The 14,368-nt window shown below is 68.2% G+C and carries 12 protein-coding genes and 1 riboswitch; all 12 genes read left to right on the plus strand.

All coding sequences use genetic code 11. The features are described 5' to 3' along the window. Positions 1–8 precede the first annotated feature (8 nt). Positions 9–1,421, plus strand: coding sequence for a sigma-54-dependent transcriptional regulator (locus tag EJ903_RS16700; protein WP_126617477.1), 1,413 nt, complete (start codon positions 9–11; stop codon positions 1,419–1,421). Beyond that, the gene (locus EJ903_RS16705; protein ID WP_246015673.1) at positions 1,418–5,158 is read left to right on the plus strand and encodes a response regulator; all 3,741 of its coding nucleotides are present in this window, start codon (positions 1,418–1,420) and stop codon (positions 5,156–5,158) included. Before EJ903_RS16700 ends, EJ903_RS16705 begins: the two co-directional genes overlap by 4 nt. A 286-nt stretch (positions 5,159–5,444) precedes the next feature. Continuing rightward, a complete protein-coding gene (gene gltA, locus EJ903_RS16710) occupies positions 5,445–6,776 on the plus strand; it encodes a citrate synthase (RefSeq protein ID WP_126617481.1) in 1,332 nt (443 codons plus the stop codon). Positions 6,777–6,866: 90 nt separating this feature from the next. Beyond that, entirely contained in the window at positions 6,867–7,904 is a 1,038-nt protein-coding gene (locus EJ903_RS16715; RefSeq protein ID WP_126617483.1) for an NUDIX hydrolase, read from the plus strand. A 40-nt stretch (positions 7,905–7,944) separates the two neighbouring features. Then, complete coding sequence (locus EJ903_RS16720) at positions 7,945–8,622, plus strand: prepilin peptidase (protein ID WP_126617485.1); 678 nt, start codon at positions 7,945–7,947, stop codon at positions 8,620–8,622. A gap of 113 nt (positions 8,623–8,735) precedes the next feature. Continuing rightward, positions 8,736–9,386: a response regulator gene (locus EJ903_RS16725; RefSeq protein ID WP_126617487.1), complete on the plus strand. Its 651-nt coding sequence runs from the start codon at positions 8,736–8,738 to the stop codon at positions 9,384–9,386. A 6-nt stretch (positions 9,387–9,392) separates the two neighbouring features. After that, a complete protein-coding gene (locus EJ903_RS16730; RefSeq protein ID WP_126617489.1) occupies positions 9,393–9,728 on the plus strand; it encodes a DUF4406 domain-containing protein in 336 nt (111 codons plus the stop codon). Positions 9,729–9,772: 44 nt separating this feature from the next. Further along, positions 9,773–10,014: riboswitch (cobalamin riboswitch) on the plus strand. 213 nt (positions 10,015–10,227) lie between these two features. Then, complete coding sequence (locus EJ903_RS16735; protein WP_126617491.1) at positions 10,228–11,292, plus strand: ABC transporter substrate-binding protein; 1,065 nt, start codon at positions 10,228–10,230, stop codon at positions 11,290–11,292. After that, positions 11,289–12,320 (plus strand): FecCD family ABC transporter permease, encoded by a 1,032-nt coding sequence (locus EJ903_RS16740; protein ID WP_126617493.1) that lies wholly within the window; start codon positions 11,289–11,291, stop codon positions 12,318–12,320. Before EJ903_RS16735 ends, EJ903_RS16740 begins: the two co-directional genes overlap by 4 nt. Continuing rightward, positions 12,317–13,081, plus strand: coding sequence for an ABC transporter ATP-binding protein (locus EJ903_RS16745; RefSeq protein ID WP_126617495.1), 765 nt, complete (start codon positions 12,317–12,319; stop codon positions 13,079–13,081). Before EJ903_RS16740 ends, EJ903_RS16745 begins: the two co-directional genes overlap by 4 nt. 121 nt (positions 13,082–13,202) lie before the next feature. Continuing rightward, entirely contained in the window at positions 13,203–13,760 is a 558-nt protein-coding gene (locus tag EJ903_RS16750; RefSeq protein ID WP_126617497.1) for a cytochrome b, read from the plus strand. A 439-nt stretch (positions 13,761–14,199) separates the two neighbouring features. Continuing rightward, positions 14,200–14,368 (plus strand): ATP-binding cassette domain-containing protein (locus tag EJ903_RS16755; RefSeq protein ID WP_126617499.1); only part of this gene is annotated, 169 nt, incomplete at its 3' end.

Below are 14,368 nucleotides of genomic sequence, written 5' to 3' on the forward strand. Positions count from 1 at the left end.
AACGGACCATGCCCGTCCAGTCCAAGCCCCGCGTGCTGTTGATCGAGGACACGGTTCCCCTGGCGAAACTCTACATCGAGTTTTTGCGCGGTGAGCCGCTGGAGGTCGTTCACGTCACCCGTGGCGGCGACGCCCTGGCCAAGGTGGAGGAGCGCGCGCCCGACGCCGTCGTTCTCGACCTGAAATTGCCGGACATGGAGGGGCTGGACGTGCTGCGCCGCCTGCGCGAGCGCGACCCCGGCGTGTCCATCGTCATCATCACCGCCCATGGCTCCATCGACATCGCGGTGGAGGCGATGCGGCTGGGGGCCTTCGATTTCATCGTCAAGCCCTTCAACGCCGACCGGCTGAACCTGACCCTGCGCAACGCGCTGGAACGCCGCACCCTGACGCGGATGGTCGAGGGCTACCGCAAGGATCTGGACCGCGACCGCTTTTACGGCTTCATCGGCGGCTCGGCGGAGATGCAGGCGGTCTACCGCACCATCGAAAGCGTCGCGTCCAGCCGCGCCAACGTCTTCATCACCGGGGAAAGCGGAACCGGCAAGGAGGTGGCGGCCCAGGCGATCCACCGCGCCAGCCCGCGCCGCTCCCAGCCCTTCATCGCCCTGAACTGCGCGGCGATCCCCAAGGATTTGCTGGAAAGCGAGATCTTCGGCCATGTGAAGGGGGCCTTCACCGGGGCCAGCGGCGACCGGCCGGGGGCGGCCGTGCTGGCCAATGGCGGGACCCTGTTCCTGGACGAAATCTGCGAAATGCCGATTGACCTGCAAAGCAAGCTGCTGCGCTTTGTCCAGACCGGCACGGTGGTTCCGGTTGGCAGCGGGCAGGAGGAGCGGGTCGATGTGCGGTTCGTCGCCGCCAGCAACCGCGATCCCCTGGCGGAGGTGCAGGCCGGGCGCTTCCGCGAGGACCTCTATTACCGCCTGCACGTCATCCCGCTGGCCCTGCCGCCGCTGCGCGACCGGGGGGAGGATGTGGTCCAGATCGCGCGTGTCTTCCTGACGGACTACGCGCGCGAGGAGGGCAAGACCATCACCGGTTTCGCGCCCGAGGTGGAGACGCGGTTGCGCGCCTATGACTGGCCAGGCAACGTCCGGCAACTGCAAAATGTGGTGCGCAACGTGGTCGTCTTGCACGACGGCCCGCAGGTGACGGCGGCGATGCTGCCGCCGCAACTGGCGGCCCCGCTGCCGGTGGCCCCGCGTGCGTCCGCCGCGCATGCGGCGACCCCCGCGTCTCTGGCGGGCGACGACAACAGCGTGCCGCCCCTGTGGCGGATGGAGAAGGATTTGATCCTGCGCGCCCTGCGCCTGTGCGGCGATGACGTGCCGCGCGCCGCGCTGATGCTGGAAATCAGCCCGTCCACCGTCTATCGCAAGCTCCAGCAATGGCGCAACGCGGGGGAGGGCGCACCGTGAGCGCCGTTCCCGCCCCGTTGCCGCCGGACGAGGCGGCGCGTCAACGCGCGCTGGACTCCTATTGCGTGGTGGAGACCGATCCGGAAAGCCGGTTCGACAACATCACCCGTCTGGCCGCGCAGTTCTTTGGCACCGCCATCGCGCTGGTGTCGTTGGTCGATCACGACCGGCAATGGTTCAAAAGCCGGGTCGGGCTGGACGCCACCGAAACCCCGCGCGATCTGGCCTTTTGCGCCCACGCCATCCACAGCGATGATGTTCTGGTGGTGCGGGACGCGCTTCAGGACCCGCGCTTTGCTGGAAACCCGCTGGTCACGTCGGCCCCCGACATCCGTTTTTACGCGGGCGCGCCGCTGCTGGCCGACGGGCATCGGCTGGGCACGCTCTGCGTCATCGACACGGTCCCGCACCCCGATTTCAGCCCGCGCGACGCCGAAACCCTGGCCCAACTGGCCAAGCTGGTGGTCGATGAACTGGAGTTGCGGCGGGAGATCCTGCGGCGCGAGCAGGCCGAAACCGAGCTGCGCGAACGCAGCCGCCTGCTGAATCTGGCCGAAGAGGTGGGCGAGTTCGGCCATTGGTACAGCAATCTTGTGACCGGTGAACGGCGCTGGTCCGATGAGATTTACCGCATCCTTGGCCTGGATCCGTCGTTCGAGCCGCCATCGAGCGCGTTGGCGATGAGCGTCACCCACCCCGACGATCAGGAACTGGTCCGTGTGTCGCTGGAACGGGCGCGGACGTTGGGCGAGGGCTTCACCATCGCCGTGCGCTTCGTGCGCCCCGACGGCAGCGTGCGCCACGCCTCGGCCCGCTGCACGGTGGATGTGGACGCGAGCGGCGCGCCGGTCGGCCTGTTCGGCGTGATCCATGACATCACCGACCGCCGCCGCGAGGAAGAGGCGCTGCGGTCCAGCCGCGAGCTGTTGGCCCTGACCTTCCAGGCGACGCGCGACGGGATTTGGGATTGGGACCTGCGCACCGAGACCGTTTGGTTCTCGCCGACCTGGAAGGAGCAGCTTGGCTACCGCGACGACGAGTTGGAGAACAGCCTGGATTGCTGGGCCAAGCTGATCCTGCCGGAAGACCGGCTGGCGGCGCTGGCGCTGGTGGAGGATTACAACGCCGGTCGGGTGCCGGTGTTCGAAATGGTCCAGCGCTTCCGTCACAAGGACGGCCACATCGTCCACATCCTCAGCCGGGCCATCCATGTGCTGGATGAGGAGGGGCGGGCGGTGCGCATGGTCGGTGCCCACACCGACATCAGCCGCGAGAAGGAGGCCGAAGAGGCCCTGCGTCTGGCCAAACAAACCCTGAGCGATGCCATCGAGGCGATCCCTGAAGGTTTTGTCTTCTACGACGCCGACGACCGTCTGATCCTGTGCAACCGGCAGTATCTGGACGCGCATCCGCGCACCGCGTCGATCATCCGGCCCGGCGTGCGTTTCGAAACCATCCTGCGCACGGCCATCGCCAACGGGGAATTCGGCGGTCCGCCACCGGACATCGGGCTGGAGGATTGGATCCGCAGCGAGTTGGTGCGGCACCGCAACCCCGGTGCGCCGTTCGAACGGCATCTGGCCGATGGCCGATGGATTCTGGTGGCGGAAAACAAGACCGCCAGCGGCGCGTTGGTCGGCACCCGCACCGACATCACCGAACGCAAACGGTTCGAGGTGGAGTTGCAGCGCCAGGCCGCCGACATGTGCGCCCTGGCCGAGGGGCTGGATTCCGCCCGCGAGGAGGCCGACGAGCAGCGCTTGCGCGCGGAGGAGGCGACGCGCGCCAAATCCGATTTCCTGGCGACCATGAGCCACGAAATCCGCACGCCGATGAACGGCATCATGGGCATGACCGAACTGCTGTTCGACACCCCGCTGAACGAGGAGCAGCGCCAGTTTGCCCAGGCGGTGCGCGGATCGGCCAACGCCCTGTTGGCGATCATCAACGACATCCTCGATTTCTCCAAGCTGGAGGCGGGCAAGGTTGTGCTGGAGGCGCTGCCCTTCGACCCCGCCGACGTGGTGGAAGGGGTGGTGGAGCTGCTGACGCCGCGCGCCCGGGAAAAGGACATCGAGATCGGCTTTTTCGTCGATCCGCATTTGCGCCGGACCCTGATCGGCGACCCGACGCGCATTCGCCAGATTCTGATCAATCTGGTCGGCAACGCCGTCAAATTCACCGATCACGGGACCGTTGCGATCGAGTTGGAGGCGGTGGAGCAGGCCTCCGACCATCTGGTGATGCGGGTGTCGGTGACAGACAGCGGCATCGGCATTCCCGAGGAGGCCTTGCCCAACCTGTTCAACAAATTCCAGCAGGTGGATGGCTCCATCACCCGCAAATACGGCGGGACCGGGCTGGGTCTGGCGATCTGCCGTCAGTTGACCGACGTGATGGGCGGCTGCATCACCGTGGACAGTCGGTTGGGGCAGGGCAGCCGATTCCAGGTTGATTTGCCGCTTGCCTTCGGTGGGGAGGAGATCGCGCCGACCAGCCGCCCGCTCGCCGGACGGCGAGCGTTGGTTGTCGATGATCTGGCGATCAACCAACGGGTCCTGTCCAGCATGCTGGATTGGTTGGGGGCGAGCGTCAGCGTGGTGGACAGCGCCATGGCCGCCCTGGACGCGCTGGACCGCGCGTCGATGATCGGCCAACCCTTCGACGTCGCCATGATCGACCAGACCATGCCGGTGATGGATGGCGGTGCCCTCATGGCGGCGATGGCCGGGCAGCCGGGGTTGGCCCGGACCAAGCGGGTGCTGGTCACGTCGTTGGGGTTGGGCGGGCGGATCGACCGGGGGTTGGCCGACGCCGTGCTGACCAAACCGCTGCGGCAGGCCGCCCTGCTGGCCACGTTGACCAGCCTGTTCGATCCCGACTCCGCTCTCCCGCCCAACCCGGTGGCGGAGGTGACGGTCGACCCGCCGCCCGCCGCACCGCGCGGTGGCCACATCCTGTTGGCCGAAGACAACCGCACCAACCAGCTGTTCGCCTCGACCCTGTTGGAGCGGCTTGGCTACACGGTGGAGGTGGCGGAGGACGGCGAGCAGGCGCTGGCCATCGCGTCCGCCGGGGGGATTGATCTGATCCTGATGGACGTGCAGATGCCGGTGATGGACGGGTTGGACGCCGCCCAGGCGATCCGTCGGTTGGACGGGCCGCGCGCCCGCGTACCGATCATCGCCCTGACCGCCGACGCCATGCCCGGCACGCGTGAGGAATGCCTGTCCGCCGGGATGGACGACTACATCACCAAGCCGATCAACCGTTCCGGCTTGGTCGCCGTGCTCGACCGCTGGCTGTCCGTGGCCCCGCCGCCGACCGCCGCCGCCGCACCGGATGACGCAGCGGACGCGCCGGAGCCGGAGGCTGGCGACGTGTTGGACGAAGCCGTGCTCGCCGGGTTGGAGGACAGCGTCGGGGCCGACAGCCTCGGCCTGATCGTGGACAGCTTTCTGGAGGATGTCGCCGACCGGCTGGACCGGCTGGCGGCGATGAGCGCCGACAAGGATCCCGCCAGCCTGGATCTCGACGCGCTGGCGGGGGAGGCGCACGATCTGTCCAGCATGGCGGGCAGCTTCGGCGGCATGGGGGTGATGCATCTGGCCTGGCGGTTGGAGGTGTCCTGCCGCCACGGCGAACGGGCGCAGGCGCACGCGTTGTTGCCGGTTCTGGTGCGCGAGGCCGGGCGGCTGGAGCATCGCCTGCGCCAGCGGGTGGCCGAGGGCGTCTGACCGCAGGTTGGCGGGCTGTTCAATGGTCGGGGGTGGCCCGGACCGCGCGGATGGGGCGTGCCGGATTGGGGTGTGGCGTGCTAGTCTGCGCATGGCGGGCCGCGTCGGCGCCAACCACAGGGGCACCAACCACAGGGTTGATCGTCGGCGGGCCGGAACCAGCGTTAAGAACCAAGGCGGCGCAACGCCACGGTTCGGCGTCACCGTTGGCGCGCCGGTGTCGGTGCGCGGGACGGGGGCCGGACCGGACTGCAAAAAATCACGCAGCCCAAGGAGAGTGACAAGCATGGAATCGAGCAAGCACACGCCGCACGGTGACGTGACCGAGGTCGGCACCCTGACGCTGACCGACAACGTCACGGGCAAAACGGTGACTCTGCCGTTGCTGGAAGGGTCCACGGGGCCGCGCGTGGTCGATATCCGCAAGCTGTACGCCGCGACCGGCTATTTCACCTATGATCCGGGCTTCACCTCGACCGCCGCCTGCGATTCGGCCATCACCTACATTGATGGCGACGACGGCATCCTGCTGCACCGGGGCTACGCCATCGCCGATCTGGCGGACAATTGCGATTTCCTGGAGGTCTGCCATCTGCTGCTGAACGGCGAACTGCCGAACGCGGAGCAGAAGGCCGGTTTTGAACGCACCATCACCTATCACACCATGGTGCACGAGCAGTTGGCCCGCTTCTACAGCGGCTTCCGCCGCGACGCCCACCCGATGGCGATCATGTGCGGCGTGGTCGGCGCGCTGTCGGCCTTCTACCATGATTCGACCGACATCTTCGATCTGAAGCAGCGCGAGATCGCCGCGCACCGCCTGATCGCCAAGATGCCGACCATCGCCGCGATGGCCTACAAATACACCGCTGGTCAGCCCTTCATGTACCCGCGCAACGATCTGTCCTACGCGGAAAACTTCCTCTACATGACCTTCGGCACACCCTGCGAGCCGTACAAGGTCAACCCGATCCTGTCCAAGGCGATGGACAAGATCTTCATCCTGCACGCCGACCATGAGCAGAACGCCTCGACCTCGACCGTCCGTCTGGCCGGGTCGTCGCACGCCAACCCGTTCGCCTGCATCGCCTCGGGCATCGCCGCCCTCTGGGGTCCGGCCCATGGCGGGGCGAACGAGGCCGTGCTGAAGATGCTGGAGGAGATCGGCTCGGTCGAGCGCATCCCCGAGTTCATCAACCGCGCCAAGGACAAGAACGACAGCTTCCGCCTGATGGGTTTCGGCCACCGCGTCTACAAGAACTACGACCCGCGCGCCAAGATCATGCGCGAGACCTGTTACGAGGTGCTCGACACCCTGGGCATCAAGGACGAACCGCATCTGGCCATCGCGATGGAGTTGGAGCGGATCGCGCTGTCCGACCCGTACTTCATCGAAAAGAAGCTGTACCCGAACGTCGATTTCTATTCGGGCATCATCCTGAAGGCGATGGGCTTCCCGACCAGCATGTTCACCGTGCTGTTCGCGCTGGCCCGCACCGTCGGCTGGATCAGCCAGTGGAAGGAGATGATCGAGGACCCGGCGCAGAAGATCGGTCGTCCGCGCCAGCTCTTCACCGGCCATCCCGCCCGCGCCTTTGTGCCCCTCGACCAGCGTTGAGCCAAACCAGCGTTCGTTGAGTCATGACGGTTCCACCCGCTGCCCCGGTTCGCGCCGGGGTGGCGTTTGGGCCGTGTGGAGTGTGCGTGTGTGACCTCTGACCTTCAGTTGGGCCTGTCGGTCGCCGTTGTCGCGGTGGCCGGGACGGTCCCGCGCGTGGTGACGGTGCGCAGCGGCTTCAACGTCCCGGCGGAACACCGCCGGGACGATGAACCGTTGCCGCACCGCGACGCCCTGCCCGGCGCGCCCTTTGAACCCGACCGTTTCCGCACTCTGCAAGACGGCGTGCGCGCGGTGGCGGAGGGATTGTCCGGCCTGTCGTTGCGCTACGTCGAGCAGCTTTACACCTTCGGCGACCGGTTCCGCGATCCGCACGAGCTGTTCGGCGGGCCGCGTTCCGTCGTGGTGGCCTATCTGGCCCTGGTGCGGGACGCGCTGCTGGCCGGGACCGGGGCGGAATGGCGGGCGCTTTACGATCATTTCCCGTGGGAGGATTGGCGCGACGAGCGTCCGGCCCTGATCGACACCGTCATCGTTCCGGCCCTGCGCGGCTGGGTCAACGCGGCGGGCGACGCCGACGCCCGCGCCCGGCGCGGCGAACGCGCCCAGCTCGCCTTTGGCCTGGACGGGGCCGATTGGGACATGGAACGGGTGCTGGAGCGCTACGAACTGCTCTACGAAACCGGCTTGCTGGTCGAATCCTTCCGGGATCGGGAGTTGGCGGCGCGGATGGCCGCTGCGGCCCCGCCGGGTGGCATCATGCCGCGCGCGCTGGGCCGCCCGATGGCGCGCGACGGGCGGCGTATCCTGGCCACCGCGCTGGAGCGGCTGCGCGGCAAGCTGAAATACCGCCCCATCGTGTTCGAACTGCTGCCGCCCACCTTCACCCTGAACCAGCTTCAACAGGTGGTCGAGGCGCTGTCGGGCGAGCGGCTGCACAAGCAGAATTTCCGCCGGATGATGATCTCCGGCGGCTTGGTCGAGCCGACCGGGCAATTCGAAAGCCAGACCGGTGGCCGCCCCGCCGAACTGCACCGCTTCCGCCGTCAGGCCATCCACGAACGCACCAGCGCCGGGGCGATCCCGTCCGCTGATCCCGCCACGGGTTCAGGGCCGGGCGCGCCGTGATCCACCCTGCCATGACCCGTTCCACGATGATCCGTCCGGCATGACCGATGACGCGTTCAGCATACCTCTGATCCTCCTGTGCGTTCTCGCCGCCCTGCCGGTCGGGCGGGTGATCGGGGCGATGGCGGCGGCGCTGCCGGACCGCGCGTGGCCGTTGGGGGAGGGCTGGCGCGCCCGGCCGCGCCCGCTGGCGACGCTGGGGGCCGGGGCGGTGGCGGGAATGGCGGCCTTGTCCGCACCATGGCCGCTGACTCCGGTGGCCTGCCTGTTCGGCTGGGCCTTGCTGCTGGCCGCGCTGGTGGACGCGCGTTGCCGGCTGTTGCCGGATGTGGTGACGCTGCCGTTGCTGCCCCTGGGCTTGGCGGTGACGGGGTGGACGGCCCCGGATGGGGATTGGTCTGGTCCCGTGATCGCCCACGCGCTGGCGGCGCTGTTGGGCTACGCCCTGTTCGCGGGCTTGGCCGCCGCGTATCGCCGACTGCGCGGGCGCGACGGGTTGGGGTTGGGCGACGCCAAGCTGTTGGCGGTCGCCGGGGCCTGGGTCGGGGTGGAGGGGCTGCCGTCGGTCGTTCTGCTGGCGGCGGTCAGCGCGCTGGCGGTGACGCTCGCCCGGGCGGCGCTGCGGGGCGACCGGCTGTCGGGCGGCGCGTCAATCGCGTTCGGCCCCTATCTCGCGGTGGTTCTTTGGCTGATATGGTTGGTCGGCAGCCTCCGGTGAGCGGTGCGGCGGTCCTTTTTTCTGGAAAAGGTTGTCGCGCGGCGATGGGCGCAGTTGTCAACGCGCGTCCGGGGGCCGATACTGGCCGTTATGGTTTTTGCATCGGATTGTCCATGTCTCACCGCATTCTGATCGCCGACGATCACCCGTTGATGCGCACCGCGCTGGCCCAGACCATTGGGCAGGCGATGAGCGGGGCCGCGATTCTGGAAGCGTCACGGTTCGACCAGATCAAGCCGATTCTGGAAACCGGGGAGGGGGTGGACATCATCCTGCTCGACCTGCACATGCCGGGGATGAGCGGCCTGATCGGCCTGATGATGCTGCGGTCCGAACACCCGGCGATTCCGGTGATCGTGGTGTCGGCGTCGGAGGACCCGGTGACGATCCAGCGCTCCATCGATTACGGGGCCTCCGGCTTCGTGCCGAAATCCGCCCCCAACACCCAGATCGTCGAGGCGATCAACGCCGTGTTGGACGGCGAGCTGTGGTTGCCCGACCTGCCCGCCGCGCACGAGGCCGACACCCCCGACCCGGCCCAGCGCGCGGCCACCCTGACGCCGCAGCAGCTCCGCGTTCTGGCGGGCATCGCCGAGGGCAAGTTGAACAAGCAGATCGCCTACGAGATGAACGTGGCCGAAACCACGGTGAAGGCCCACGTCACCACCATCCTGCGCAAACTGAACGTGCTGACCCGCACCCAGGCCGCCGTTCTCGCCAGCCAACTGGCCCTGGCCCCGTCCCCGCCCACCCTGATGGAGTGAGGCGTCATGCTCATCATGGTGGCTGGCCCCTACAGTTCCGGTGGCGCGGACGCCGCGCGGCGGGCGGAGAACCTCCGGTGTTTGAATGAGGCGGCGGTGGCGGTGTTCGACCGGGGCCACATCCCCATCATCGGCGTCAACGCCGCTCTGCCGATCATCGCGGCGGCGGGGGAGGAACGCTTTGATGCCATCATGATGCCGGTGTCGTTGGCGCTGGCCGAACGTTGCGACGCCTGTTTGCGGGTGGGTGGCCCCTCGGAGGGGGCGGACGCGGAGGTCCAGCGTTTCCGTGACCGGGGTTTGCCCGTCTACACCAGCCTCGACGCCGTGCCTGTGGCGTGATAGGCCCTGCGAGTGATTGTGATTGACGCATCAAGCGTTACATTATAACGTTTCGCCTCGACGGTTCCCCACTGGGGATCAAAAGGGAACACGGTGACGCCCGCGCGGCGGAGTCCGTGGCTGCCCCCGCAACTGTCAGCGGATCGCCTCAGGTCCTGGTGACGCGCCTTCGTTTCACAACGGGGGGCGTCATGCCACTGCGCGCCGGTTTAATCCGACTCGTGGGAAGGCAGACCGAAAGCCATGATCCGTGAGCCAGGAGACCTGCCGTCGTCGTTGCCATCCACACCGGGCGGGGTTGTCCGGGTCAGGAGTGTTCATGATGACGCCGCGCGCAGCCCTTTTGCGCTGAGTTTTCCCGCCCGCCGTTGCTCCGCGCCCCCCGGTTCCCCGGTGTCGCTGCGCGTGCCCGTGCGATGACGCGCGCGCCGGTTCCGGCCGTCGCGCGCGGTTCCACGCCCATTGTTCCTCATCGCCACCCCTGTGGCCCAGGATTGTCATGACCGTTTTCCGTTTGACCACCCGTCTGCGCGCGCTCTCGCTCGCTGCCATTCCCGCTCTGGTTGGGGCCGCCCTGGTTGGGGCCACCCTGTTCGCCGCGTCGGGCGCGGCGGCGGCGGCCACCCGTTACCCGTTGACCGTGACGAATTGCGGCCAGCCGCTGACCTTCGCCCAAGCGCCCAAGCGCGCGGTGTCCATTGGCCAGAGCAGCACGGAAATCCTGCTGTCGCTGGGGCTGGCCGACCGGCTGGTCGGGACCGCCGTCTGGTTCGGCCCGGTGCTCAAGCCGTTCGAGGCGGTCAACGCCAAGATCAAGCGTTTGGCCGACAACGACCCGAGTTTCGAGGCGGTGGTCGGGCAGGCCCCCGATCTGGTGACGGCGCAATATGAATGGCACATCGGCCCGAACGGGTCGGTCGGCAAGCGCGAGCAGTTCGCCGCCCTGGGCGTCCCGGCCTATGTCTCCCCCGCCGATTGCGTGGAAAAGGACAATTCCGGCAGCGGCGACGGCGTGCGCAAGCGCCTGTTCACCATGGACCTGATTTATCAGGAAATCCGCGAACTGGCCCAGATCTTCGACGTGGCCGACCGGGGCGAGGAGTTGATCACGACCCTGCGCGCCCGCGAGGCCGCCGCGATCAAGGCGGTGGCGGGCAAGGGCAAGGACCGCGCGGTGGTCTTCTGGTTCTCCAGCAAGGATGTGAAGGGCGACGCCTTCGTCGCCGGGCGCAACGGCGCGCCCGCCTACATCCTGTCGGCGTTGGGTGCCCGCAACGTCATCGACACGAATGAGGAATGGCCGCTGGTCGGCTGGGAGGGCATCGCCGCCGCCAACCCGGCGGTGATCGTGATCGCCACCATGGACCGCCGCCGCTTCCCCGCCGACGATGTCGAGGTCAAGCGCGCCTTTCTGGCCAGCGACCCGGTGGCCAGCCGGTTGGAGGCGGTGCGCCACAACCGCGTCGTCCTGATGAACGCGCAGTCGATGAATCCGTCGATCCGCACCATCGATGGCCTTGAGGCGCTCGCCGCCGGTCTGGCCGCCATCGAGCCGGGGCAATGACGTCATGGCCGCTGGCGTCGGCGCGGCCCATTCTGGTGGTCACGCTGGCGCTGGCGGGCCTGGTCCTGTCCATCGCGCTGGCCGCGTCCATCGGTGAAATGACGATCCCGCTCGACGTCATCGCCAAGACGGTCGGCAACCGGCTGTTCGGCACCACCCACACCCTGAACCGCATTCAGGAGGGGGTGGTGTGGGATTACCGCCTGAGCCGCGCCGTGGTCGCCGCCTGCTGCGGCGGGGCGCTGGCGGTGTCGGGGGTGATCCTGCAAGCGCTGTTGCGCAACCCGCTGGCCGAACCCTATGTGCTGGGCATTTCCGCCGGGGCATCGACCGGGGCGGTGCTGGTGATGATCGTCGGGGTCGGCGGTGGGGCGGTGACGCTGTCCGGCGGGGCCTTCGCCGGGGCGCTCGCCGCCATCGGGCTGGTCGGGCTGCTGGCGCTGGGCAGCGGCGGCGGGTCCGATCGCGTGCTGCTGGCCGGGGTGGCGGGGTCGCAACTGTTCAACGCCATGACCTCCTTCATCGTCGCCACGGCGGCCAACGCCGAACAGGCGCGCGGCGTGCTGTTCTGGCTGCTGGGCAATCTGGGCGGTGTGCGCTGGCCCGATGTGTGGCTGGCGCTGCCGGTGGCGTTGATCGGCTTTGTCGTGGCGATGCTGCACGCCCGCGCGCTCGACGCCTTTGCCTTCGGCGCGGACGCGGCGGCGGCGATGGGGGTGTCGGTGACGCGGGTGCGGGTGGTGCTGTTCGCCCTGACCGCCGCGATGACCGCCGCGATGGTCGGCATCGTCGGGTCCATCGGCTTCGTCGGGCTGGTGATCCCGCACGCGGTGCGCTTTCTGGTCGGCCACCGCCACGCCCGGCTGCTGCCCGCCGCGCTGGTGGTCGGCGCGGTGTTCCTGGTGTTGGCCGACATCCTGTCGCGCGTGCTGGTGGCGCAACAGGTGTTGCCGGTGGGGGTGGTGACGGCCCTGTTCGGCGCGCCCGCCTTCGCCCTCATCCTGTTCCGCGCGAGGCACGCCCGATGACCTTGGCAACCCAGGACGTGCGGTGGGGCGTGGGCGGCCTGCCGCTGGTGGATGGCGTGACGCTGGCGGTGGAGCCGGGGCGGACGCTGGGGCTGATCGGCCCGAACGGGTCGGGCAAATCCAGCCTGCTGCGGCTGATGGCGCGGCTGCGCCGGGTGTCGAGCGGCGTCATCACGCTGGAGGACCGCGACATCGCCAGCCTGTCGCGCCGGACCTTCGCCCGGCGGGTGGCCTTTGTGGAACAGCAGGCGACGACCGACGCGGCGTTGACCGTGCAGGACGTCGTCCGCTTGGGCCGCACGCCCCATCGCGGCGCGCTGTCGCCCTGGAACGCGGCGGACGCGGCGGCGGTGGACACTGCGCTGGCGCAGGTGGGCATGGCCGACCGGCGGGACCGCCTGTGGCACAGCCTGTCGGGTGGGGAGCGCCAACGCGCCCTGATCGCGCGCGCGCTGGCGCAATGCCCCAGCGAATTGCTGCTCGACGAGCCGACCAATCACCTCGACATCCGCCACCAGCTGGAGATTCTGGCGCTGGTGCAGCGGTTGCCGGTGACGAGCGTGGTGGCGCTGCACGACCTCAACCTCGCCGCCCTGTTCTGCGACCGGCTGGCGGCGCTGCATCAAGGCCGTCTGGTCTGCGTCGGCACGCCGGAGGAGGTGTTGACGCCCGAGGTGATTTTTCACGTCTTCGGCGTGCGCGCCAGCGTCGAACGGTCCCCCCGCGACGGGCGCTTGCAGGTTCATTTCCTGTTGGGGTGATGGGGCGGGGCCGTTCAGCGCCGGTTCAGGTGGGCGGGGGTAGGGTGATGGCATCGGGTGCGGGGCGGCGCTGGGGCGCTCCCCGTTTCCCTCCCCCGTTTTCCGAATCCGGAGCCTGTCCATGGCGACCTCGTCCTACAGCCCGATGCAGAAGACCCTGCACTGGCTGACCTTCCTCCTCATCATCGGTCTGTATGGTCTGGCGCTGGCCGAAGACCTGTTCGAGCGCGGCGATCCGGGCCGGGCCATGGTGTGGTGGCTGCACATCTCCTTTGGCCTGATGCTGGCGGTGATGGTGGCGGCCCGGCTGGGGCTGCGCCTGACGCGCGGTGCGCCCGACCTGCCCGCGTCGATGGCCGGACACGAACGCGCGCTGGCGCATCTCACCCACATCGGGCTGTATGGGCTGATGATCGCCCTGCCGCTGCTGGGCATCGTGTTGACGTGGCTGCGCGGCGACACGCTGACCTTTTTCGGCCTGTTCACCATCCCGGCCCCCTTCGCCCCCGACCGCGCGCTGGGCCGCACGGTGAAGGAGATTCACGAACTGGCGGCGAATCTGATCCTGGCGCTGGCCGCCCTGCACACCGCCGCCGCCCTGTGGCACCACCATGTCCGCCGCGACGATGTGCTGAAGCGGATGATGCCCGGTTCTCGCGCCGAGGTGGTGGAGGGCTGACACGGCTTACCCCGCTGTTGCCTCTCTGGTTGACGCCTGTTTTGTCTCAACGCTCAACGCGCCCTTGGCTCCATGATCGGAATCAAGGGCGCGTTGTTCGTTTCCGCCCTTGTCGGTTTCGGTCGCAAACGTCTGCGCCCCTGACGGTCTTGATGACGAACGCTTGGCGTGGTGTCATGTTGGTTGGACAGAGTGTCTGCGATCCTGACGCTTTCCAAACCCGTGGTCGGCGCGACCGAATCCATCGGGGCTTGGGACACAAAGGGTTTCGGGCGCTTTTGCATCATGGCCGATGGTTGGCACGCTTCATGCTTATGTAAGCGGCAAACGTAAGCGGCAAACGCGAGCGCAAGCGCGGGTGTGCCCCGCAAGCGGCAAAGGCCCCGCCGGGCAACGGCGGGGCACCACGAGGGCGACAGGGGAGGGGGTAACGCAGCCGATGAGCGACGACATCATTCTGGAAGCGCGCGGCCTGACGAAGGAGTTCAAGGGCTTCGTCGCGGTGAAGGAGGTGAACCTTCAGGTTCGCCGGGGAACGATCCACGCGTTGATCGGCCCGAATGGCGCGGGCAAGAGCACGGTGTTCAACCTGCTCACCAAATTCCTGA

This window comes from Azospirillum griseum (assembly GCF_003966125.1).
Taxonomy (GTDB): Bacteria; Pseudomonadota; Alphaproteobacteria; order Azospirillales; family Azospirillaceae; genus Azospirillum; species Azospirillum griseum.

Bases quoted from the DNA above. Each gene is read 5' to 3' on its own strand.
- EJ903_RS16700 (WP_126617477.1), top strand. From the start codon at position 9: ATGCCCGTCCAGTCCAAGCCCCGCGTGCTGTTGATCGAGGACACGGTT.
- gltA (WP_126617481.1), top strand. From the start codon at position 5,445: ATGGAATCGAGCAAGCACACGCCGCACGGTGACGTGACCGAGGTCGGC.
- EJ903_RS16720 (WP_126617485.1), top strand. From the start codon at position 7,945: ATGACCGATGACGCGTTCAGCATACCTCTGATCCTCCTGTGCGTTCTC.
- EJ903_RS16725 (WP_126617487.1), top strand. From the start codon at position 8,736: ATGTCTCACCGCATTCTGATCGCCGACGATCACCCGTTGATGCGCACC.
- EJ903_RS16730 (WP_126617489.1), top strand. From the start codon at position 9,393: ATGCTCATCATGGTGGCTGGCCCCTACAGTTCCGGTGGCGCGGACGCC.
- EJ903_RS16735 (WP_126617491.1), top strand. From the start codon at position 10,228: ATGACCGTTTTCCGTTTGACCACCCGTCTGCGCGCGCTCTCGCTCGCT.
- EJ903_RS16740 (WP_126617493.1), top strand. From the start codon at position 11,289: ATGACGTCATGGCCGCTGGCGTCGGCGCGGCCCATTCTGGTGGTCACG.
- EJ903_RS16745 (WP_126617495.1), top strand. From the start codon at position 12,317: ATGACCTTGGCAACCCAGGACGTGCGGTGGGGCGTGGGCGGCCTGCCG.
- EJ903_RS16750 (WP_126617497.1), top strand. From the start codon at position 13,203: ATGGCGACCTCGTCCTACAGCCCGATGCAGAAGACCCTGCACTGGCTG.